General features: G+C 62.6%; 17 protein-coding genes. 6 read left to right on the forward strand and 11 right to left on the reverse strand.

The features are described 5' to 3' along the window. Positions 1-79: 79 nt before the first annotated feature. Positions 80-1,546 carry an amino acid permease gene (locus tag ACFRJ9_RS12350; protein WP_377668130.1) on the forward strand — a complete coding sequence of 489 codons (1,467 nt, stop codon included), beginning with the start codon at positions 80-82 and terminating at the stop codon, positions 1,544-1,546. Further along, entirely contained in the window at positions 1,539-2,561 is a 1,023-nt protein-coding gene (locus ACFRJ9_RS12355; RefSeq protein WP_377668133.1) for a DMT family transporter, read from the forward strand. Before ACFRJ9_RS12350 ends, ACFRJ9_RS12355 begins: the two co-directional genes overlap by 8 nt. A gap of 47 nt (positions 2,562-2,608) precedes the next feature. On the opposite strand, the gene ACFRJ9_RS12360 is transcribed toward ACFRJ9_RS12355, so the two are convergent. Continuing rightward, entirely contained in the window at positions 2,609-3,187 is a 579-nt protein-coding gene (locus ACFRJ9_RS12360; protein ID WP_377668136.1) for a dihydrofolate reductase family protein, read from the reverse strand. A 238-nt stretch (positions 3,188-3,425) separates the two neighbouring features. Here ACFRJ9_RS12360 and ACFRJ9_RS12365 point away from each other — a divergent pair, with 238 nt between their 5' ends. The 3 genes from ACFRJ9_RS12365 to ACFRJ9_RS12375 are packed head-to-tail and all read left to right on the forward strand — an operon-like array spanning position 3,426 to position 7,021. Next, the gene (locus ACFRJ9_RS12365) at positions 3,426-4,733 is read left to right on the forward strand and encodes an MFS transporter (protein ID WP_377668139.1); all 1,308 of its coding nucleotides are present in this window, start codon (positions 3,426-3,428) and stop codon (positions 4,731-4,733) included. After that, entirely contained in the window at positions 4,730-6,247 is a 1,518-nt protein-coding gene (locus ACFRJ9_RS12370; protein WP_377668142.1) for a sulfatase, read from the forward strand. The genes ACFRJ9_RS12365 and ACFRJ9_RS12370 overlap by 4 nt, the downstream gene beginning before the upstream one ends. Before the next feature lie 27 nt (positions 6,248-6,274). Further along, a complete protein-coding gene (locus ACFRJ9_RS12375; RefSeq protein ID WP_377668145.1) occupies positions 6,275-7,021 on the forward strand; it encodes a GntR family transcriptional regulator in 747 nt (248 codons plus the stop codon). 69 nt (positions 7,022-7,090) lie between these two features. Here ACFRJ9_RS12375 and ACFRJ9_RS12380 read toward each other — a convergent pair whose 3' ends face one another. After that, complete coding sequence (locus ACFRJ9_RS12380) at positions 7,091-7,822, reverse strand: alpha/beta fold hydrolase (protein ID WP_377668148.1); 732 nt, start codon at positions 7,820-7,822, stop codon at positions 7,091-7,093. Positions 7,823-7,895: 73 nt separating this feature from the next. Between ACFRJ9_RS12380 and ACFRJ9_RS12385 the strand changes: the two genes are divergently transcribed. Then, positions 7,896-8,594, forward strand: a complete 699-nt coding sequence (locus ACFRJ9_RS12385) for a helix-turn-helix transcriptional regulator (protein WP_377668151.1) — start codon at positions 7,896-7,898, stop codon at positions 8,592-8,594. Between the two features lie 89 nt (positions 8,595-8,683). On the opposite strand, the gene ACFRJ9_RS12390 is transcribed toward ACFRJ9_RS12385, so the two are convergent. The 9 genes from ACFRJ9_RS12390 to ACFRJ9_RS12430 all read right to left on the reverse strand — a co-directional run bounded on the left by ACFRJ9_RS12390 (position 8,684) and on the right by ACFRJ9_RS12430 (position 21,625). Further along, complete coding sequence (locus ACFRJ9_RS12390) at positions 8,684-8,872, reverse strand: hypothetical protein (protein ID WP_377668154.1); 189 nt, start codon at positions 8,870-8,872, stop codon at positions 8,684-8,686. Positions 8,873-8,958: 86 nt separating this feature from the next. Then, positions 8,959-10,980 (reverse strand): BCCT family transporter, encoded by a 2,022-nt coding sequence (locus ACFRJ9_RS12395; RefSeq protein WP_377668157.1) that lies wholly within the window; start codon positions 10,978-10,980, stop codon positions 8,959-8,961. A 517-nt stretch (positions 10,981-11,497) separates the two neighbouring features. Beyond that, positions 11,498-12,304 carry an IclR family transcriptional regulator gene (locus tag ACFRJ9_RS12400; RefSeq protein ID WP_377668160.1) on the reverse strand — a complete coding sequence of 269 codons (807 nt, stop codon included), beginning with the start codon at positions 12,302-12,304 and terminating at the stop codon, positions 11,498-11,500. 128 nt (positions 12,305-12,432) lie between these two features. Next, complete coding sequence (locus ACFRJ9_RS12405) at positions 12,433-13,713, reverse strand: molybdopterin molybdotransferase MoeA (RefSeq protein WP_377668163.1); 1,281 nt, start codon at positions 13,711-13,713, stop codon at positions 12,433-12,435. A gap of 105 nt (positions 13,714-13,818) precedes the next feature. Next, a complete protein-coding gene (gene fdhA, locus ACFRJ9_RS12410; protein ID WP_377668166.1) occupies positions 13,819-15,036 on the reverse strand; it encodes a formaldehyde dehydrogenase, glutathione-independent in 1,218 nt (405 codons plus the stop codon). 163 nt (positions 15,037-15,199) lie between these two features. Then, complete coding sequence (locus ACFRJ9_RS12415; RefSeq protein WP_377668169.1) at positions 15,200-17,518, reverse strand: FdhF/YdeP family oxidoreductase; 2,319 nt, start codon at positions 17,516-17,518, stop codon at positions 15,200-15,202. A 10-nt stretch (positions 17,519-17,528) separates the two neighbouring features. Continuing rightward, positions 17,529-18,410, reverse strand: a complete 882-nt coding sequence (locus ACFRJ9_RS12420; RefSeq protein ID WP_377668172.1) for a bifunctional 5,10-methylenetetrahydrofolate dehydrogenase/5,10-methenyltetrahydrofolate cyclohydrolase — start codon at positions 18,408-18,410, stop codon at positions 17,529-17,531. Then, entirely contained in the window at positions 18,407-19,033 is a 627-nt protein-coding gene (locus tag ACFRJ9_RS12425; protein ID WP_377668175.1) for a cyclodeaminase/cyclohydrolase family protein, read from the reverse strand. Before ACFRJ9_RS12425 ends, ACFRJ9_RS12420 begins: the two co-directional genes overlap by 4 nt. Positions 19,034-19,132: 99 nt before the next feature. Then, positions 19,133-21,625, reverse strand: coding sequence for an FAD-dependent oxidoreductase (locus ACFRJ9_RS12430; RefSeq protein ID WP_377668178.1), 2,493 nt, complete (start codon positions 21,623-21,625; stop codon positions 19,133-19,135). Between the last annotated feature and the right edge of the window lie 9 nt (positions 21,626-21,634).

Raw genomic sequence — 21,634 nt, forward strand, 5'->3', positions numbered from 1 at the left:
ATCCATGTTACCCACGCACCGCCATCCCTAGTGCCCGCAGAAGTGCCTAGGTACGGCCAACCACTACTTCAGGAGCTTTATGTCCAGTCCCGCGCGCCATTCCGTGCTCAGCCGCAAACCCATAGACGATGTCGGCGAGGAAGGCGGCAACGGTTCAGGCCTGATGAAGTCCCTCGGCCTGTGGCAACTGACCGCTATCGGCGTCGGGGGCATCATCGGCGTCGGCATCTTCACCCTCGCCGGCGTCGTCGCCCGAGGTGACGCCGTCAACCCCGCTGTAGGTCCCGCCGTCGTTGTTTCGTTCCTGATCGCAGGCCTAGCCAGCGCCGCTGCCGCACTGTCCTATGCGGAGTTCGCCGGGATGATTCCCCGCGCCGGTTCTGCGTATACATATGGTTATGTTGCCCTCGGCGAAATCGTCGGCTGGTTCATCGGATGGGACCTCCTGCTCGAATACACGGCCATCGTTTCCGTGGTGGCAATCGGGATCTCGGGCTACTTCTCCGCGTTCCTTGGCGGCATAGGCATCGAGCTGCCGGCCGCCCTCGCGTATGCCCATACGCCGGAGACCCCGGACGGCATCATCAACCTTCCTGCCATCCTGACCTGTTTGCTGGTCACCTGGATCCTGAGCCGAGGCTCCAAGAGCTTCGGACGCTTCGAACTGGTGGCTGTCGGACTAAAGATCCTGGTGGTCCTGGCAATCATCGGCATAGGCATCTTCCATATTCATACCGAAAACTTCGTCCCCTTCATGCCCAACGGTTTCGAGCCCGCCATGGCAGGCGCAGCCACGGTCTTTTTTGCCGTATTCGGCTACGACGCCATGAGCACCGCCGCCGAAGAAGCAGTCGATGGCAAGAAGCACATGCCCAAGGCAATCCTGCTGTCGCTGGCCATCGCCATGGCCCTCTATGTCCTGGCGACACTCGTGCTCACCGGCATGCAGAAGTACACCGAAATCAACCCGCAAAGTGCCTTCGCCTCGGCGTTCGATTCCGTGGGCATGCCGACGATCGCAACGATCATTTCGGCCTTCGCCGTCGTCTCCATCCTCACCGTCATGCTGACCTTCATGCTCGGCGTCACTCGCGTCTGGTTCTCCATGAGCCGCGACGGCCTCCTTCCGGCCTGGTTCGCCAAGACAGATCGCAAGCGCGGTGTGCCGCTGCGGGTGACCTGGATTGCCGGCGTCGCCTCTGCACTGCTGGCTGGGGTATTCCCGATCCGCCTGGTCGCCGACCTCACCAACATCGGCATCCTCGCTGCCTTCGTCGTGGTCTGCGCCGCCGTCATCGTCCTGCGCAAGACCCGCCCGGACACGCCCCGGACCTTCCGCATTCCCTTCATGCCCATCGTCCCGATCTTCGGGTTGCTCGCCTCCGGTTTCCTGATGCTCCAGCTCCACTGGGACACCTGGGTCCGCTTCGGCGGCTGGCTTGTCATCGGTCTCATCCTCTACTGGTTCTACGGACGCAAGAACTCACTCCTCAATCCCGCCAGCCCGCGACGGCTCGCCCTGGCCGAACGGCAGAAGGTTGGCTGAGAACCAGCCGGGCCACTGGAGCTGCGGCGGTCTGCGCCGCGGTCCAGTGGCGGTTCCTTCCCCTCCCCACCAGGAACGGACTGGCCGGTGGGGTGCTCCCGCCGTCATCATCACCGCGATACTCTGGGGCACCACGGGCGTGGCCTCCGCCCTCATCCCGCAGGAGAATCCTGTCGCCGTGGGGGCCGCAAGCGTCGGCGTCGGGGGTTTGATTCTCGGACTGATTTCCTTCTCATCGGTCGTGAAATCCTTCAAAACCCCCGGCGCGACCAAGTACTTGCTCTTGGGCTCCCTAGGCCTGATGTTTTACATGCCCTTGTTCTATGTCTCCGTTTCCCTCACCGGCGCCGCTCTGGGGACCATCATTGCCATCGGCTCCGGACCCCTGTTCGCCGGCATCTTCGAGTGGTTGGTGGACGGCAGGCCGGTCACGCGCAGGTGGGCCGCATCAATGCTCACAACGGTTTCCGGGGCGGGGCTGCTACTGGCGGCCCGCGAAGACCACGATTCGGGCGCTGGTGCAGACCTGCTTCCCGGCCTGACCGCCGGCCTCGTGGCTGGACTGACGTACGCCCTCTACGCCTTCGCCATCGGTCGGTTGATCCAACCTTGCCCATCCCGTCCCCACGGAATGGAACACCGGACGGTGGTCGCTGCCATTCAAGGCCTCGCGGCACTTCCCATGCTCACCCTCCTGGGTTTCACCGGAGAGAGCACCTTCGCGGCACCGGTATGGCCCATCCTGCTCTACTTGGCGGTGATTCCTACCGCCTTGGGCCATACGCTGTTCGCCTTCGGACTGGGACGTATGAAAGCCTCGACGGCGACCCTCTACACCGTGCTCGAACCGGTGGTGGCCACCGTCCTGGCAGTCCTGGTTCTCGGGGAAACGTTCCGGCCGGAGGGGTGGACCGGATTCCCGCTGGTGGTCGCGGGGCTCATTCTGGTGAACGTCCGTCCAAAGAGCCGCCGGAAGGCCGAGTCCGGGCGCGAAGTGACTCGGGCGCGCGGCTGAGGCATTGCACTTGGCCGCGCAGCCGGGCCGGACTCATCGCTGGCGGCTTAGTGGTGCAGGGCGGGCCTATAGGTCAGCTCTTGTATTTGATTGTCGAGCGTCAGGTTCTCGACCAGTTCGAGGTCGAAGTCCTGTGCGCCCTGAAAGATCGGGCTCATTCCGGTTTGACCTGTGATCACGGGGAAGATCGTTACCTGGACGCGGTCAACCAGCCCGGCGGCCATCAGCGCCCGGTTCATTGCCAGGCTGCCGTGTGAGCGCAAAGGCACGTCAGACTCCTCTTTGAGGAGTGCGATGACCTCGACGGCGTCGCCGCTCACCAGCGTCGCGTCCGGCCAGTCGAGTGGTCCGCGCAGCGTGGTGGAGACCACCGTTGCCGGTAGGTTGATCATCCGGGTGACCCAAGGGTCACGGACTTCGGACTCCTCGGTGCCGGACGAAAGCATCTCCACGAAGGCCCGGTACGTGTTGGCCCCAAAAACCATTCGCTGCTTCTGGCCGTACTGGGCGTGTCGGTGTTCAAGTAGTTCGGGACCCTGCTTGCCCCAGTAGCCGGTCCAGTTGCCGCTCGCGGCGCCGAAGCCATCGAGACTGGAGAAAATGTCGAAGGTGTAGATCGCTGTCATGGTGCTCTCCCGGACGCCGTTGCTGGTCAGCCTAGTCAGTGCAGAGGCGCGGGTACAGGGGATTCGGACCGGCCCGCTTGGATGTGGTGAGCCATTCCACAAAAAAGTTGTTGACAGGCGTATCAGGTCATCGCACACTTATAGACGTCTAGACCTCTAGACTTCTAAAAGCGGTACCCTTGTCAAAGGAGATCTTGTGTTACCTGCAGCCACTGCCCTTCAGGCCCCGCCACGACCGATGCGTAAGGTCACTGCGGCCACGATCGTGGGAAATACGATCGAGTTTTACGATTTCAACGCCTACGGAACCCTGACGGCCCTCGTGTTCGGCCGCTTGTTCTTTTCGGCCCAGGATCCAGTGCTGGGCACCATCATGGCCTTCGCGACCTTCGGAGTCGGCTTCCTGGCTCGCCCTCTTGGAGGTGTTGTCTTCGGTCACTTCGGAGACAAGTACGGGCGCAAGCCCGTGCTGGTAGCGAGCCTCCTGACGATGGGTTTGGCCACGGCCCTCATGGGATTCCTGCCCACCCTTGCCACCGCCGGAATTCTCGCACCGATCCTCCTTATAGCCCTGCGCTTCGTGCAGGGATTCGGCCTAGGAGGCGAGTGGGGCGGAGCCATCACCCTGATGATGGAAACGGCACCCGAGAAGAAGCGCGGCATCTTTGGCGCGGCGGTCCAAACCGGGAGCGGACTGGGCATCATTCTCGCCACTGCCATGGTGACGGGGTTGGCAGCCATGCTCACACCTGAACAGATGTTCGAGTGGGGTTGGCGCATTCCACTTCTGTTTAGCTTCGTTCTGGTCATTGTTGGCCTGATAATCCGTTCCAAGATCGATGAATCACCAGAATTCATGAATCTCGAAAGGAGCGCGAAGGTCGTCAAAGCTCCACTTTGGGAAACTCTGCGCTACCACTACAAGATGGTCCTGGTAGCCGTAGGCATGTACATCGCCGTCGCAGCGTTTGGCTTTACACAGGGTGTGTTCTTCGTTTCCTACCTGGTGAACACGGTTCACGTCTCGCAGGCAACGGCAACCACAGCCAACCTCATTGCTGCCGTTACTTACCTTCTGTCGACCCTTCTGGGTGGCTGGCTCTCCGACAAACTCTCCAGGACACGCGCCTATGTCATAGGTGCCTGTCTGCTGATCCCCGCCCCGTTCATCATGTTTGCCGCAGGATCGACAGGATCGGTACCTGTCATCTTCGCGGCAATGGCAATCGTGGGTTCACTCGGCGGTGTTGCCTATGGCGCCCAGGCCGCACTATTCTTTGAGCTCTTCCCTGCGCGCGTCAGGTACACCGGCATTTCGCTGGGTTTCCAGTTCGCCGCGGTTCTGGGTGGAGGCCTGACCCCGCTTCTTGCGGCATCCTTGGCCCAAAGCACTGGAAGCACCGTCCCCGTCTCTCTGTACATTGCCGGGCTCGCTGTCTTGATGATCATTTGCACGCTCATAGCGCCCCGGATTCTTCGTCGGCAGCAGCAAGCTGAGGCTGACGCGCACACGCCGGCCGTCCCGACGAGGAACAGTCACCGATGAAACCACGCACCATAGTTCTGTTCATGGTGGACCAACTCGGCGCCAAATGGCTCGAGACCGCAGGAAGCGGGGTGGTGGACCTGCCCAACTTCAACGCCTTGCTCAACGAGTCCACTGAATTCAGAAATGCGTTCAGCACCAACCCGGTCTGCAGTCCCTCGCGTGCCAATATCGCTACCGGATTGTCGGCATCGGCACATGGGGTGCCTGAATGCGGATATGACCTGGACCCGGCGGTTCCTACGTTCATGCAAGCACTGCAACGTTCGGACTGGGTGACTGGGGGTTTCGGCAAACTCCATTTCAAAACCCAGATTCAGCAGATCCGCCCGGATTACCGACCCTATGGATTCGACGTCGTGCACAACACGGAAGATACACGGGCGGGGGAATGGCTCGACTGGGTTCGTAACAAGCACCTTCAACACTACGAAGCCGCCAAGTCGACGGTATGGATGACTATGGTCCCTGAGATGCAGGCGTATGGGCCGGACGCCGTCGATCTTCATGCCGAAATCCTCGAAGCGCAGCGTAAGTATCCGGAATCCACCCAGGAAGCTTATGAGCTTCCTTTCCCCGCAGAGGTTTCCCAGACTGCCTGGATCACGGACCGGGCCTGTGAATTCTTGAAAGCGACGGAAGGCAATCTGTTTGCGCAAATAAGCTATGTTCAGCCGCATAACCCCTTTGCACCGCCGGCCGAGTTTGTTGACCGGGTGAATGTGGCTGCCATCCCGTCCCCGATCGGTGCGGAATGGCAGCAGGACCCGATCCCTTACTACCGCCAGGAACGCTATGCGAAAGCGAGCTACGATACCGCTGACTGGAAGCGCCAGCGACAGTTGTACTTCGCGGATCTCGCTCACCTGGACCATGAACTTGGAAGGGTCCGCGAGGTCCTTAAAGAGGCCGGACGCGACAAGGACACCCTGTTCATCTTTACCTCAGACCATGGCGAGATGCTCCACGATCATGGGCTCCTGGGAAAGTGGGAGCGTCACTACGATGCCTGCATCCGCGTGCCGCTCATCATCTCGGCGCCGGATGCCAGGTCACGCGAGGTCGATGAATTGGTTGAACATTCGGACATAGCCGCAACAATCTATGACTGGGCCGGTATTCCGGCGCCATCTCTTCCATGCCGTCGGCAAGGAAATGACGAGACCATGCCAATGCTGCACGGAAGGTCTCTCTTGCCGATCATGAAAGGGAATACCCCAGCGGACTGGCGACTCGAAGTCTTCATTCAATCGAACAATAACCACGTGGAGGCCAGCCCGAAAAGCTGGGCAAGGACCGTCCGCACCAACCGGTACCGGTTCACTCGGCATCTCGACGGTGGCGGCGAGCAACTCTTCGACCTTCAAATGGACCCTCATGAGCAAAGGAATCTTGCCTACGAGAAGGAATGGCCGGACGTGCGAGCCGGGTTGCTGGAGCGGCTTTCAGAATTGTCCGCGACCGATTCTTACCCCAACTCGCCCCGGCAGCTCTTTCAGATTGGCGCGTGGTGACCAATGGGCAGCGCAATAATGTACCGTATGCCTTCAACGCTCAGCCGCGCCCAAATAGCCCTCGATCACTTACGCAAGCTGATCGCCACAGGTGAACCGGGAGACCGGCTGCCAAGCGAAGCGGAACTGGCAACGCGGATCGGAGTCAGTCGGGTCACGGTGCGAGAGGCTCTGAACAGACTCTGGCATGAAGGAGCCGTTGTTCGGCGCTGGGGTGCGGGAACATACATAGCGGAGCCGCCTGCGGCTGAGGACGAACCAGTTTTCCGTTCGATTTACGTCGACATCAATACCGTTGGATCCCTACCCGACGAAATCGCCAGGACCGGACGGAAGCCTGGTCTGGCAGCATTCTCTGTGTCCCAGGCGCCGGCCCCTGCCTGGATCAAGCGGGAATCAGGATTCTCGGGAGACTTGTGGCGCGTGGGCAGGTGCATTGCCATCGACGGCATCCCTGCCGTGCTGATTGAGGATTTCCTTCCGCTCCAGATTGCAGGAAACACCGTTGATCCCCACAGGCTCTCCGACCTGAGCATGGACATCACTACGTTCATCCGCCAGGCCGGCGTCCGGGTAGTCAAGCATGAAGCAATTCTCGACGCAGTGCTAGCCGACAAGGACACGGGGACGGCCCTGGACGTACCCGAAGGAAGTCCGCTGCTTAGGGCCAAGCAGCGGGCAATCTCCGAATCCGGCGAGACGATTACCTGCACTGAGGTCCGATACCGGGCCGAGATCATTGGTCAGGTACTCATCAGGACTGTGGCCGAATAGTCCCTCGCTTCTTGCTCAGGCCCCTCGCGGAGACGCAAACGAAGAGTGATTCAACGCGGTGCGGGCAGTTCAGTCGGTTCGAGAAGCCTCTGACTGAATGGCCTTGGCGAGGTCGCCGGGACTGCTCCACATAGGCCAATGGCCCGTCGGGAGGTCAATGACGCTGAGGTGTTCAAGGTTCGCCACTTCGGTGAACATGGGATGACCGGTTTGGGCCAGCTCCAGCACCTGCGCACTAGGGATTGAGCAACAGACCAGGGTAGTCCGGACCTTGCGGCGGTCCTCGTTGGTGAGCTCAACGGACTGACGAAGCACGGGGCCGGGCTCAGGGACGGCTTGGGTCCGAAACTGCTCAAGGACCTCCGCGCTCAGGCCTTCGAGGCTCGCCTGCTGTGCGAGGACGTCGAAGGGCGGCAGCGGGAGCTCCTCCAACTCCTCGGGGAGGTCCGGGGCGAAGACACTTCCTGTCGCTACCGGGCCGGAGTCGACCCACACTACCCGGTGGACGAGCTCAGGGTATCGGTCCATGACCAGGCTGACGGGAGCGTTGGCCCCGCTGTGGGCGACAAGAATTGCGGGCTGATTACCGTGTTGAGCAATGACGCCAAGGATTGCTTCCGCCTGGGCATCGAGGGTTCTGGTCGCACGCTCAGGGTCGCGCGCGTCGAGACCGGGCAGCGTCATTGCGACGGCACGAGGGTGGTAAGTAGTCAGATGTTCAAGAACTTCATCCCAGGCCCAAGCCCCCAGCCAATGGCCGGGGATGAGAATGATGGTCGGACTGCTCATAGCGGTTGTCATGTCACAACTCTCGCAGGCCCTTTGGACATTGGTATGTCACTATTTATGTCATGAATTTGCCAGGGTCTGAGCAGTGAAGCGAGCAGAACGGCTCCATGCTCTATCAGAGATGTTGCGGCGCAGCGGTGCGCGGGGAGTCTCCGCCGAACGGTTGGCGAGAGAGTTCGAGGTGTCCGTGCGCACCATCAAGAGAGACCTCGATGCTCTGGAGAACAGCGGTGCGCCTCTATGGTCGCGCCCAGGTCCGGGCGGTGGCTACGGACTTGCTGTCGGCGCGTCCCTGCCACCTGTCAGCCTCTCCCCGGCGCAGGCCGTGGCGCTCATGGCAGCAGTGTCCGCCGCACCTGATGCCCCCTACGCCGATCTGGCAGCAGCAGGTGTCCGGAAGATCATGGACGTCCTCGACCCCAAAACCCGCGCCCGAGCCGACAAGCTGGCCCACCGCGTCTGGGTCAACGCGCTTCCCTCGTCCTCGCGCGCAATCAAGTCGGCGCTGGAGGAGGCGATGGCCGAGCAGCGGGTAGTCCGTATTCGCTACACGTCGAGGGACGAGACCACGACTACCCGCGACGTCGAGCCCGTGCTGTTCGCTTCCACCAACGGCCAGTGGTATCTCATTGGATGGTGCCGAATGCGCGACGCAATGCGATGGTTCACCGTGTCTCGCATCGCGCAGGCCACAGTAACCAAAGCGGCCTGCAGCGGCCACACCATTGATGAGGTCGGAGAACCCCCAGCGAACGCCAGGCCGGTACACAACGGTGGCGAGTGAGCCACTCACGGCTGCAAGGACACGATTGAGGGGCAAAAGCAGAGGAGACGTCGTGAGCCGACGTCTCCTCTGCTTATCGCGATGAACCGCTAGCGGGCACCCAGATCGCTGGTGACGTAGGAGCCGGAACGGTCGTGTGTTCCGCCGCAGGGGCAACCGCCGCTAAGTTCGAGCCGGACCGTAACGGGGTTGCCGGCATCAAGGGTCAGCGAAACGGACTCAGCAGACCCGCTCGTTCCGATGCGGAGGCTGGTTTCCTGGTGCTGTGTTTTTGTCATGGGAGAGGACCTTAGGAGTTTGGCAGGGGTGGTTGCAGCAACGGCATGTCCAGGACAAGGATCACCAGACATGCCGCCGCCGGGTACTACTTTGTGTCTGAGCCAGGGCTATCTGTCTTTGTTAAAGGGATGCTTCCGGTAGGCGTGCCTCCGGGACAGTCGGAGTCTGGACACTGTTCGGCGCAGTCGTGCCTTGTCACGAGGTCGAACTGAACCCCGCGATGTTGTTCAACTCCTGTGCGAATGGCTCGGTCCACAACTGAGGTGGCCAAGCGCTTGTGCAATTGCAGGGGATCCCGGCGGAGGTCCTTGACCAATGCGAAACAGAGCAACAACATGACCAGGATGAACGGTAGCGCCGCCACAATAGTGACTCGTTGCAGCCCGGACAACGCTTCGGATGGTTCGTCGCCGCCTGCAAGGAGCATGACGGCTGCAACTGCGCCGGTGAGGGTTCCCCAGAAGATCACTACTCCCCGGCGCGGGTGCTCGGCGCCGTTGGAGCTCAGCGATCCCATGACGATGGACGCCGCGTCGGCGCCGGTGACGAAGAAGATCGCCACAAGGACCATGGCCAGCACTATGACGGCGGCCGTAAGCCAGCCGGGCATGCCCAGGTTCTTGATCAAATCGAAGAGTGCACCATCGAAGTTAATCGAGGGGGCGCCGTTGACCATGGTCACAAGACCGGGTGTGCCGGCTTTGTCCGCTTCTTGCTGGACGTGGAACGCAGCACCGCCGAAGATACCGAACCAGATGACGCTGACGATGCTTGGCACCAGCAGAACACCGGTGACGAATTGGCGAATGGTTCGGCCCCGGCTGATGCGCGCAATGAACATGCCGACGAAGGGCGTCCAGGAAATCCACCAGGCCCAATAGAAGATGGTCCAACTGGTCATCCAGCTGCGGAGGGCGTCGTCTCCCACTGCTTCGGTGCGGGACGACATTTCAGCAAGGTCCCTGGCGTAGTCGCCCACGGCGGCAGGGATCAGGTTAAGGATGAACAGGGTAGGCCCGGCCACGAACACGATGAGGGCCAGTACTACGGCCAGGACCATATTGATGTTGGACAGCCACTGGATGCCTCGGCTGATGCCGGAGACCGCTGAAGCGACGAAGCAGAAGGTAAGGACGGCCACGATGACCACCAGCACCGGCGTGCCGATTTCACCGAACCAGCCGTTGGACGTCATGCCGCTGCCGATCTGGAGGGCGCCCAGGCCCAGGGAAGCGGCTGTCCCGAAGAGAGTGGCGAAGATGGCCAGGATGTTGATGAACTTCCCCAGCGGACCTTCCACCATTCTGATGCCGAACAGCGACGTGAAAGCGGCGGAGACCAGTTGCTTGCGGCCCAGGCGGTAGGTGCCGTAGGCCATGGCAATGCCGACCACTGCGTACATGGCCCAAGGGTGCAAGGTCCAGTGGAAGATCGAAGTGGCCATGGCTGTCTGGATGGCAGCAGGGGTGCGACCGTCCACGGTCCCTGGCGGGGGAGAGATGTAGTGGTACAACGGTTCGGCCACACCGTAGAACATCAGCCCGATGCCCATGCCGGCGGCGAACATCATAGCTACCCAGGAGATGGTCCGGAATTCCGGCTTCTCGCCATCCTTGCCCAGCGGGATGTTGCCGAACTTGCCGAGGGCAAGCCAGAGGACGAAGACGACGAACAGTGAGGCCAGGACCATGAACAGCCAGCCGGTGTACTCCATGACCCAGTTCAGGGCGCCCTTGGAGGTTTCGGAAAGGCTGTCCCGTCCGACGAAGCCCCAGATCACGAAGGCGACGGCGATGGCGCCCGTGATCCCGAAGGTGACTTTGTCGAGGGTAAGTTTGCGGTTTCGGCGGGCCGAAACGGCCTGCTCGGTCTTGGCGTGGCGCAACTCTTCCATGATCTCTGCGTATTCTTCAGAATCGGGAAGGGGCTCTGCGCCTCCGTCCTCAACGTTGAGGGCTGCCAGGTTGGTTTCATCGGGGGAGACACTGATGCTTTCTTCAGTGATCTCCGCGTGGACGGGGTGGGCTGATGCCGGAGTATCCGCCAGACGGTCTTCGGCAGGTAACTCCTCGGGTGTCAGAGGTTTCGTGTCGCTGTTTATAGCCATGAGCGGGTCCTTTGCTCGGCGAGTCATGGGTTTGTGTTTGTACATGGCCCTGGAGTGTGAGTCCGGGTGGAAGGTCGGGGGGCTTCCGTCGGCTCGAAATCCGTGGCGGTGCGGTGTCGCGGCTCCCCGGGGGAGAGTTCATTGAGGGGGCAGGCCTTATGCATGGTGCACCTCTTGTGGCTCTGAGATGGGCTGGTTGGGCGCTGTGCTCATAGATCCTGGAGAGCGTTCCGCATGAATCAACAACATTCGCGCTAAGCAACAGCGTGGCCCCCGTCACACCCAAAGTCAAGGACTTTTTGCATGTTTGCTGACACCTTGACACTGCGGTGGAGTGGGCCACTCATGTTGCACATAGTGACGACTGTTGCGCAGGAGGCGTTATCTAGACCGTGCCAAGGGGGTGCGCCGTCGACCGTGGAGGCACGCCAATGGGCGGCGCGCCAAGTCCAGCCGCCCGGAATATTACGTCGGGCGGCGTCAATATTGCAGCGGTGCCCGTTCTTCGGGGCCCGGTCTACCGGTGCCTGTAGCCCATTCGCGCGCTGATGGTGAGTCCGGCCTCGCGGAGGCCGTCGATCAGCCCAGCCTGGTCCTCGGGGGAGAAGCGGAACGCGGGGCCGGAGATACTCACGGCAGCAATGACGCTTCCCGTGTGGTTGAAGATGGGCACGGCGACGGCCGTGAGTCCGATTTCGAACTCTTCGTGGACTGTGGCGTACCCGTTGCGGGCTACATCCAGCAGCTGTTTTTCGAGCTCGCCGCGGTTTGTCACGGTGCGTGGCGTTCTCGCGGGCAAGCCCACCGCCTTCAGGACCTGGCTTCTTTCATCGGCGGTCAGTGCAGCAAGGAGTACCTTGCCGCTGGACGTGGCATGGAGCGGAGTCAGGCTGCCCACCCAGTCGTAGGTGGCCAGCGTTGAAGGTCCCATCGCCTGGTCCACGTTGACTGCATAGTTTGACCGCAGCACGGCCAGATTCACGGTTTCCTTGTATTCGGCCGCCAGCGCCTCAAGGACTTCCCGGGCCTCATGCACAACACTGAGCCTGCCGGGAATGGAGGAGGCGAGGCGGAGGATCCCAAAGCCAAGCTGGTACTTTCCGCGTTCACTGTTCTGCCGGACCAGTTCACGGTTCACCAACGAGCCAACCAGCCGGGACACGGTGGATTTGTGGACGCCCATCTCCTCGGCGATTTCGCTCACGCCGGCATCGCCTTCGCGGGCCAGGATTTCCAGGATTTGGAGTGCACGGTCCACTGACTGGACGCCTCCGCCTTGGGCGTCGGCATCCTTGTCGATGTCCGGATTGTTGTGTGCGGCCATGGTGCCTCGTGTCCGTTGTCCAGGCAGGCGGCCCGGGGCTGATAGCCCTGCCCGGCCTGCACCTTCGTCTTGCCTCATCCTAGACGGAGTTTTGCACGGACTCTTTCACACAGGGGGACTCGCGCGATTTACGCGCCGATGGCAGCACGTCCAGCTGGAAGCGGTGAATATGCGGTCCAAGGCAGCGGCAGGACGGGAACTGGCGCGCCGGCTGCTGCACCCTCAGGGGGAACGGCCATGTAGCCGTGTGCCCCGGCGAGCCCGCGCATCATCCCTGGACCCGTGTGGGCGGCGGGAAATGCGAGTTCATGGACGAACGTGCAGGGTATGAGGCGTGTCCGCCCTGGGGCCGGATCGATGTCGGCCCCGGACGTCATGAGGCTGGATCTTCGGAGGGGCCGGGCTCCCAAGGCGGCCAACAGAGGTTCGCCAAGGGTGGTCAGTGCCATCATGGCGGCCAGCGGATTTCCCGGGAGCCCGATGATGAAACGGCCATCGGGAAGTTCCGCCAACACGGCAGGATGACCGGGCCGCATGGCAATCCCGTCCACGAGGAGCCGGCCACCAAGGGCCGCGACCGCGTCGCGGAAGTGGTCCGTCCCCGATTTCCCCGTCCCGCCGGTGGTAATCGTCACGTCGGGGCGATGGCCGTGGTTGGCACGCATCAAGGCCCCCAGCCACTCGTCGTATGAATCGCCGATCCTGCGCTGGCCACCGGACTCCCCGCCCAAGTACGAGATCACGGCATCCAGCTGCGGGCCGAACGCGTCGCGGACCTGTCCCGGCTCCGGCTCGCCAGAGGTCACCACCTCCGACCCGGTAAGTACGACGGCGACAACAGGCTTGCGTTGTACCTGCAGTTCGTCGTGGCCCGCGACGGCAGCGAGGGCGATGTGGGCAGGATTGAGGACCGTTCCGGCCGGTATGAGCACGTCGCCGGCGGATGCTTCCTCTCCGGCGGGGCGGATGTGCCGCCCAGGGAGTGTTTCGCCGGGCTTCGCGTCAGGCGTGAGCGTCAGCTGGGGAAGGTCGCCAGTTCCTCTGGAGACCAGCCCGCTTTCCTTGCGGAGGACGGCGACCGCTCCCGCCGGAATCAATCCTCCCGTGGCAATAACGTTTGCTTCGCCGGGCGACAGCGGCAGCCCCGCCGTCGTCATCTTCCACGGACCGCTGCCGTTGATGGCCCAGCCGTCCATCGCTGACGACGCATAGTGCGGAAGAGGCCAGGACGCCAGGACGTCAGCAGTCAGCGTGCCCCCGATCGCATCCGCGAGGGGAACGTTCAGCGGCGGAAGCGGACGGGCGCAGTCGTAGGCCAACTGCCGGGCCTCGGCCCAAGTGGTGGCGTGCCTTGGCTCGTCCGGGACCGGGGGAGCAGGTGCGTTGGCGACGCGTTCTGGTGCAAGCATGGATGTCCGCTTCCTGACGTGCTGCTGGTGTGGCGCAGATGCCGGGGACTGCACGGCCTTCCCGTAATTCTTGCCGCGCAGTCCCCGGCATCTGCTTGTTGCGTGCTAAGCCTTCACGTAGCCGTTGGGGTTCAGCACGAACTTTGTTGCCGCTCCCGCATCGAACTCGGCGTAGCCGCGCGGAGCGTCCTCGAGCGGGATGGCTTTGGCGTTGACTGCCTTGGCGATCTGTACCTTGTTGTGGAGGATGGCCATCATTAGCTGGCGGTTGTACTTCATGACCGGGCATTGACCGGTGGTGAAGGACAAGGACTTGGCCCAGCCGGTGCCCAGGGAGAGGCTGAGGGAACCGTGTTTGGCTGCCTCATCGATTCCGCCCGGGTCGCCGGTGACGTACAGGCCGGGGATGCCAAGGGAACCGCCTGCGGCCGTGATGTCCATGAGGGAGTTCAGGACCGTGGCCGGAGCCTCGTGCGAAGCGTCCTTCCCATGGCCGCGGGCTTCGAAGCCCACGGCATCCACGCCGCAGTCCACTTCAGGCACTCCGAGGAGCTGTTCAATCTGCAGCTTGGGGTCGCCGTTGGACACATTGACGGTTTCGCAGCCGAACGAGCGCGCCTGTGCCAGCCGGTCTTCGTTCATGTCGCCAACGATGACGACGGCGGCGCCAAGCAACTGTGCGCCCACGGCGGCAGCAAGGCCCACCGGTCCGGCGCCCGCAACGTACACGGTGGAGCCCACGCCAACGCCGGCGGTAACGGCGCCATGGAAGCCAGTGGGGAAAATGTCCGAGAGCATGGTCAGGTCCAGGATCTTTTCCAGGGCTTGGTCGCGGTCCGGGAACCGGAGCAGGTTCCAGTCGGCGTAGGGGACCAGCACGTACTCTGCTTGTCCGCCGACCCAGCCTCCCATGTCCACATACCCGTAGGCGCTGCCGGGGCGGTCAGGGTTGACGTTGAGGCAGATGCCGGTCTTCTGCTCCTTGCAGTTCCGGCAGCGGCCACAGGAGATGTTGAAAGGCACCGACACGATGTCGCCCACCTTGATGAACTCGACGTCGGGCCCCACCTCCACCACTTCGCCGGTGATTTCGTGGCCGAGCACCAGGTCCTGGGGAGCTGTGGTGCGGCCGCGGACCATGTGCTGGTCCGAACCGCAAATGTTGGTGGTCACAGTCCGGAGGATCGCGCCGTGCGGAACCTTCCTGCCGACGTTCGCCGGGTTGACGCCTGGTCCGTCCTTGAGCTCAAACGTTGGGTAGTCAGTGTCGATGATTTCGACGACACCGGGTTCCTTGTAGGCGACTGCTCTGTTTCCTGACATGGTTCTCTCCCTTATCTGTGGCTGTTGCTGAAATGTGCTGCGCAATGTTCCGAAAGCGGTGCTTCGATGAGGAATACCTCCCCAGGTTTCAGGCCACCGAAGCACCATTCACGGACCACTGAACAAATGAACAAAACGGACAAACGGACAACTCTGTGTGGATCTAGGCCCTTTCCAGCCGGACGATGACTGATTTGGACGTCGGGGTGCCGCTGGTGTCCGCTACCGAGTCCAAGGGCACCAAGACGTTGGTTTCGGGGTAGTACGCAGCCGCGCAACCCCTCGGCGTCGAATACGACACGATGCGGAAGTTCTCGGCCCGCCTGTCTGTTCCTTGGAACTCGGAGATCAGGTGGACCATGTCACCGTCGGCAAAGCCGAGGTCGCTGATGTCCTGGGCGTTGACGAGCACTACGCGTCGGCCGCCGTGGATGCCGCGGTATCGATCGTCCTTGCCGTAGATAGTGGTGTTGTACTGGTCATGGGAGCGCAGGGTTTGGAGGACCAGACGGCCAGGTGGGATCTTGATGAACTCCAGCTCATTGCCCGTAAAGTGTGCTTTCCCGGAGGCGGTGTCGAACTTCCTGGCATCGCGTGGCGGGTGGGGCAGCACGAAGCCGCCCGGATGTTGGATCCGCGCCTCGAAGTCCTCAAAGCCATCAAAGACTGCTTCGATGTGCTTCCGGATCAAGGAGTAGTCATCCCGCAGGGAGAGCCAGGACGCCCGGGGCGTGTTGGGAAGGCGGGCGTTGCCATCCGCAAACAGCCTGTGCGCGAGATTGCACACGATGGCCACTTCCGAGTGGAGGTGCTCGCTTGCTGGTTTGAGTCGTCCCCGTGATGCGTGGACGGCGCTCATGGAGTCCTCCACAGTGACCCTTTGGTCGCCCGTAAGTTGCGTGTCCTTCTCAGTGCGTCCGAGGGTTGGCAGGATCAGCGCCCGCCGCCCCGTGGACAGATGCGAGTGATTGAGCTTCGTGGAAATCTGCACGCTCAGGCCCGTGTTGGCCAATGCTTGCTCGGTGACTTCGGAGTCCGGTGCGGCCCGGACAAAGTTGCCGCCCATCCCCATGAAGAAACGGACTTGCCCGTCCCGCATGGCGCGAATGGCGGCCACGGTGTCATAGCCGTGTTCCCGGGGAGAGCGGAACTCGAATTCCTGGTCCAGCCGGTCATGGAACATTGAAGGCATCTTCTCGAAAATGCCCATGGTGCGGTCGCCCTGGACGTTCGAGTGGCCGCGGACCGGACAAACACCGGCACCGGGCTTGCCGATGTTTCCTTGGAGCAGCAGGACGTTGACGACGTCGCGCAGGGTAGGGACGGAATGCTTGTGCTGGGTCAGTCCCATGGCCCAGCACACGATGGTGGCGCTGGAGGCGAGCAGTCGTTCCCCTGTCGAATGAATCTGCTCCAGGGTCAGGCCCGTTGCCTCCACAATGTCATCCCATTCCACTTTCTCCAGGTAGCGGAGATAGTCATCAATGCCCACGGTGTGGCTGCTGATGAAGTGGTGGTCCAGGACCGTGTCCATGCCCGGGGTCTTGCGGCCATCAGCTTCGGCCTCAAGGAGGTACTTGCCCAGGCCTTGGAACAGGGCCTGATCGCCGCCGGCCCGGATCTGCAGGAAGTCGTCCGTGAGTTGGGTTCCTTGAATCATCCCGGCTACATGCTGTGGGTTTTCAAAGTGCAGGAGCCCGGCTTCGGGAAGGGGGTTGACGGACACGATGATCGCGCCGTTCTTCTTCGCCTTCTCCAAGGCACTGAGCATGCGGGGGTGGTTGGTACCGGGGTTCTGTCCTGCGACGAAAATCAGCGAAGCCGTTTCCAAGTCGGTCAGGCTGACGGAACCCTTGCCGATGCCGATGGTTTCCACCAGCGCGGAGCCGGAGGACTCATGGCACATGTTGGAGCAGTCCGGGAGATTGTTGGTGCCAATTCCCCGCACCAGAAGCTGGTACACGAACGCCGCTTCGTTTGAGGTCCGGCCGGAGGTGTAGAAGACCGCTTCATCAGGGTGTTCCATGCCCCGCAGTTCCTCGGCCATGAGGTCATAGGCGTCGTCCCAGTCGATGGGTTTGTAGTGCGTTGCGCCTTCCTCCAGGACCATCGGGTGAGTGAGCCTGCCCTGCTGGCCCAGCCAGAAGTCATCCCGGGTCTTGAGCTCTGCAATGGAGTGCCGGGCAAAGAATTCGGGCGTGACGCGGCGACGGGTGGCTTCCTCGGCCACTGCTTTGGCGCCGTTCTCGCAGAACTCCGCCGCGTTGCGCTTTTCGTGCTCGGGCCAGGCGCAACCCATGCAGTCGAAGCCATCGAGCTGGTTCACTGCCAGCAGGGTCTGGACACTGCGCAGCGGTCCCATCTGTTCCAGCGAAATTTTCAAGGCGTTGGCAACAGCGGGGATGCCCACGGCCTTGGTCTTGGGTTTGGTGACGGTGAGCTTTGACTCGTCAATGTTCTCGCGGGGGGCTTTGGATGCCATGGGAAACCCTTCAGATCCGTGAAGTGGAAGCAGCCAGCAAGCCGCTGCGGGACTGCTGCCGGGCGGCTTCGACGGTGTGCAGCAGCAAAAGCGCGGTGGTCACTGACCCGACGCCGCCTGGAACCGGACTCAGGCCGGCCGCGACGCCGGTGACACTGGCTTCGTCAACGTCACCCACCAGGGAACCGTCGGGCAGGACGTTCGTGCCGACGTCGATCACTACCGTCTCCGGCGAGAGGTGGCTGCCCTTCAGCAGTCCGGTCCGACCAGCGGCAACAATCACGACGTCGGCGGGCCGTGTATAGCGCTCCAGCTCGCCCGACTTGGAATGGCAGACAGTGACGGTCGCGTCCTTTCCGAGGAGCAGTAAGGACAGCGGCTTGCCCACCACTGCGGAACGCCCGACGACGGCCACGCTCCGTCCAGCGACCGGGACCTGGAAGTGGTCCAGCAGGTCAACGACGGCCCGCGCAGTAGCGGGTGCGAAAGCGGGCTGGCCGACAGCCAAGCGGCCAAGGCTGAGGGGGTTGGCGCCGTCGACGTCCTTTTCCGGAGCGATGAGGCCCACCAACCGGTCAGCCGCAACTGCGGCCGGCAGGGGAGTCTGGAGGATGATGCCGTGGACGGAGGGCTCCGCGCTGAGGTCCTCCAGGACGGTGGCCAGTACGTGTTCAGTGGCGTCGTGGCCGAGATCGACGATCCTGCATCCGATCCCCGCGCGTTCGGCTGCGCGCTCGATGGAACGGACATACCAGTGCGTGGACTCGTCGTCGGTTGCGACAACAACGGCCAGCACAGGACGGAGGCCTTCATCGTCGAGGAGTCGCTTTCCCTCGGCGGCCTGCTGCTGGATCAGGGCGGCGAGGCCCTTGCCGGAAAGTACAGAGGTCATGCGAGGATCCTTTCGCGGACGCGCTTCACCAGGGAATCGGCTGCCAGGACTACTTTGTCCTCGAGCCCGTCCGTCTGTTCCGCCAAACGCGAGCGGGCGTCGGTGTCGTTGATGGCCACCACGTTGATGTCGATGTTGACCCTGGCCGTGGTCGCCGCTGCGCGGGCTGCATCTGCTGCCGCAGCGACGTCGCTGATGACGTTGGGATTGGCCACGTCAATGATTTCAGCGGCGAGATCCACCACCTCACCGGCAACCTTGATGAGCTGGGCAGGGGTATGGGCGGCCTGGATCAGGGCCTCCTGGATGGCTGCTGTGCGTGCGGCTTTGAGGTCATCTGTGTCTGAGGGGAGTTTGTAGGAGTCAATGACAGATTGGAAGGCGTGTTCATCGGCATCGGCAAGGCGCAATGCCTCGACGATCAGGTGGTCGGCCGCGCTGGTGATCCTGTTGACGAGTGCGGCGTGCTCCTCATATTTCGCGCCGGTGGTGTACCTGGCCACCATGGCAACCAAGGCAGCACCCTGTGCTGCATGCAGTGCCGCAGCTGCACCGCCACCGGGAGTCGGCTGACGTGACGCAAGCCGGGAGAGGTAGTCATTGATGGTTTCTGAGCTGATCATGTGCAGTCCTGGCTGAAGAGGGGAAAGCAGCGGCCCGGGCCCGCTCGGTTGCGAGGGGAAAGGGTCCGGGCCGCATGCCCTTGATGGTTGCGGTGCGTCCTAGCCGCGGAGCCGGCTCATGGTGGGGTCGTACAGCGGGTCCTCAGTGACGGTCGCTTGGATGCGTCGGCCGAAGTACTCGATTTCCACTGAGTCGCCGAGCGACACTGCGGCGGGCAGGTAGGCGTAGGCGATCGGCTTCCGGACCGAGTAGCCGTAGGCGGCGCTGGTGACGTAACCCACCGCCTGGTCCTTGTAGAACACCGGTTCCTTGCCCAGCACCAGGCTCCTGCCGTCGTCGACTGTCAAGCAGCGCAGGCGGCGGGCGGAGCTGTCCTCGCTGCGGCCTTCCAGGGCCGCCTTGCCGACGAAGTTCTCCTTGGTCATCTTCACGGCGAATCCGAGGCCTGCCTCGTAAGGATCGTGCTCCGTTGTCATGTCGGTGCCCCAGGAGCGGTAGCCCTTCTCCAGTCGCAGTGAGCTGAAGGCGGCACGGCCGGCGGCGATGACGCCGAACGGCTGGCCGGCCTTCCACAGGGCATCCCAGAGGCGCTGCCCGTTGTCGGCGCTGGTGTAGAGCTCCCAGCCGAGTTCGCCCACGTAGGAAAGCCGCATGGCGGTGACGGTGACCCCACCGATGGTGACCTTCTTGGCGCGGAAGTACTTCAGGCCGTCATTGGTGAAATCGTCGTTGCTGACCGTGCTGATGAGGTCACGGGCCAGGGGACCCCACAAGCCGATGCAGCACGTGCCGCCGGTGGTGTCGCGGACCTGGACCCAGTCGCTGGTGGTTCCGTTCTCTGTCTGGTGGCGTGCTGCCCGCTCGAAGTAGGCGGTGTCGATGTTGCCGTTGGCACCCAGTTGGAACGTGTCTTCGCTGAGGCGGGCCACGGTGATGTCGCTTTGGACACCGCCGGCTTCGTCCAGGACCAGGGTGTAGGTCACGGCGCCGGGCTTCTTGGCCAGGTCTCCGGTGGTCAGTTCCTGCAGCAGCTTCAGCGCGCCGGGGCCTGAAACCTCGAGGCGCTTGAGCGGCGTCATGTCGTACATGGCAACCGCGGTGCGGGTCTTCCAGGCCTCGGCTGCGGCGATGGGCGAGCTGAACATTCCGGACCAAGCGTCACGGGCCGGCGGCTGCCAGTCGTCCGGCATCTCCTTGAGGAGTTCAGCATTGGCTTCGAACCAGTACGGGCGCTCCCATCCGGCGCCCTCCAGGAAGTAACCGCCCAACTGCTTCTGGCGGGCATGGAAGGGGCTCACGCGAAGGTTGCGGGGAGAAAGCTTGGGCTGGAGCGGGTGCATCACATCGTAGATTTCCACGAAGTTCTGCTGGGACGTCTCGCTGACGTACTCGGGGGTCAGCTGGACCTCTTCGAAGCGGTGGATGTCGCAGTCACCAAGATCGATCTGGGACTTGCCCGTGGTCAGCAGCTCGGCAACGGCGCGGGCAATGCCGGCGGAGTGGGTGACCCACACGGCCTCGGCTACGAAGAAGCCGTCCACTTCCTTGGACTCGCCCACCAGTGAGCCACCGTCCGGGGTGAAGGAGAAGATGCCGTTGAAGCCATCCTCGATTTCACTTTCCCGCAGGGCCGGCAGGATCTGCTTTGTGGCCTCCCACGCAGGGAGGAAGTCTTCCAGGGTGAAGTCCAGGCGGGAAGGCATGTTGTGTTCGCTGATGCTGCTGGGCTCGTAGCTGCCCAGCTCATCAAGATCCACGGGCATGGGGCGGTGCGCGTAGGAACCAATGCCGTAGCGCTCGCCGTGTTCGCGGTAGTAGAGGTCCTGGTCCTGGTGGCGCAGGATGGGCAGTTGCGCGCCGTTGGGCAGTTCATTTTTGCCCTTCTGCGCGGGGACTGGAGTGGTCTTGACGTACTGGTGGGCCAGCGGCAGGAGCGGGACGGACATTCCGATCAGTTCGCCCACTTTGGCACCCCAGAAGCCGGCGCAGGAAACCACGATGTCCGCTGGGATCACGCCGTCAGCGGTCTCGACGCCGGTGACCCGGCGGTTGGACTGTTCAATTCCGGTGACCTCGGTGTTGCCGATGTACTTGACCCCGGCGGCTTCGGTGCGCTTGATGAGCAGCTGTACCGCGCGGGCAGCCAGAGCCAGGCCGTCGGTGGGGACGTGGAGGCCACCGAGGATGTCCTCCTCATTGATGAGGGGGTAGAGCTCCTTGCACTCTTCGCGGGAGAGGATCTTGCCGTCGATGCCCCACGACTGGGCGTAGCCGAGCTTGCGTTTCAGGTCAGCCAGCCGGGTTTCCGTGGTGGCGACTTCCAGACCGCCCACCTGGTTGAAGCAGCTTTGACCGTCCTCCGTGAGAGACAGCAGCTTCTCCACGGTGTACTTGGCGAACAGTGCCATGGACTTTGAGGGGTTCGTCTGAAAAACCAGTCCCGGCGCGTGGGACGTGGAGCCGCCGGGCATGTTCAGGGGTCCTTGGTCCAGGACCGTGATGTTGTTCCAACCACGGGTGACCAGTTCGTCGGCGAGGTTGGTGCCGACAATTCCGGCGCCGATGATGACAATGCGGGGCGTCGATGCCATGAAATTCTC

The sequence above is a fragment of the Paenarthrobacter sp. NPDC056912 genome (genome assembly GCF_042786555.1).
GTDB lineage: Bacteria > Actinomycetota > Actinomycetes > Actinomycetales > Micrococcaceae > Arthrobacter.

Bases quoted from the DNA above. Each gene is read 5' to 3' on its own strand.
- ACFRJ9_RS12350 (WP_377668130.1), top strand. From the start codon at position 80: ATGTCCAGTCCCGCGCGCCATTCCGTGCTCAGCCGCAAACCCATAGAC.
- ACFRJ9_RS12360 (WP_377668136.1), bottom strand. From the start codon at position 3,187: ATGACAGCGATCTACACCTTCGACATTTTCTCCAGTCTCGATGGCTTC.
- ACFRJ9_RS12365 (WP_377668139.1), top strand. From the start codon at position 3,426: ATGCGTAAGGTCACTGCGGCCACGATCGTGGGAAATACGATCGAGTTT.
- ACFRJ9_RS12370 (WP_377668142.1), top strand. From the start codon at position 4,730: ATGAAACCACGCACCATAGTTCTGTTCATGGTGGACCAACTCGGCGCC.
- ACFRJ9_RS12375 (WP_377668145.1), top strand. From the start codon at position 6,275: ATGCCTTCAACGCTCAGCCGCGCCCAAATAGCCCTCGATCACTTACGC.
- ACFRJ9_RS12380 (WP_377668148.1), bottom strand. From the start codon at position 7,822: ATGACAACCGCTATGAGCAGTCCGACCATCATTCTCATCCCCGGCCAT.
- ACFRJ9_RS12390 (WP_377668154.1), bottom strand. From the start codon at position 8,872: ATGACAAAAACACAGCACCAGGAAACCAGCCTCCGCATCGGAACGAGC.
- ACFRJ9_RS12395 (WP_377668157.1), bottom strand. From the start codon at position 10,980: ATGGCTATAAACAGCGACACGAAACCTCTGACACCCGAGGAGTTACCT.
- ACFRJ9_RS12400 (WP_377668160.1), bottom strand. From the start codon at position 12,304: ATGGCCGCACACAACAATCCGGACATCGACAAGGATGCCGACGCCCAA.
- ACFRJ9_RS12405 (WP_377668163.1), bottom strand. From the start codon at position 13,713: ATGCTTGCACCAGAACGCGTCGCCAACGCACCTGCTCCCCCGGTCCCG.
- fdhA (WP_377668166.1), bottom strand. From the start codon at position 15,036: ATGTCAGGAAACAGAGCAGTCGCCTACAAGGAACCCGGTGTCGTCGAA.
- ACFRJ9_RS12415 (WP_377668169.1), bottom strand. From the start codon at position 17,518: ATGGCATCCAAAGCCCCCCGCGAGAACATTGACGAGTCAAAGCTCACC.
- ACFRJ9_RS12420 (WP_377668172.1), bottom strand. From the start codon at position 18,410: ATGACCTCTGTACTTTCCGGCAAGGGCCTCGCCGCCCTGATCCAGCAG.
- ACFRJ9_RS12425 (WP_377668175.1), bottom strand. From the start codon at position 19,033: ATGATCAGCTCAGAAACCATCAATGACTACCTCTCCCGGCTTGCGTCA.
- ACFRJ9_RS12430 (WP_377668178.1), bottom strand. From the start codon at position 21,625: ATGGCATCGACGCCCCGCATTGTCATCATCGGCGCCGGAATTGTCGGC.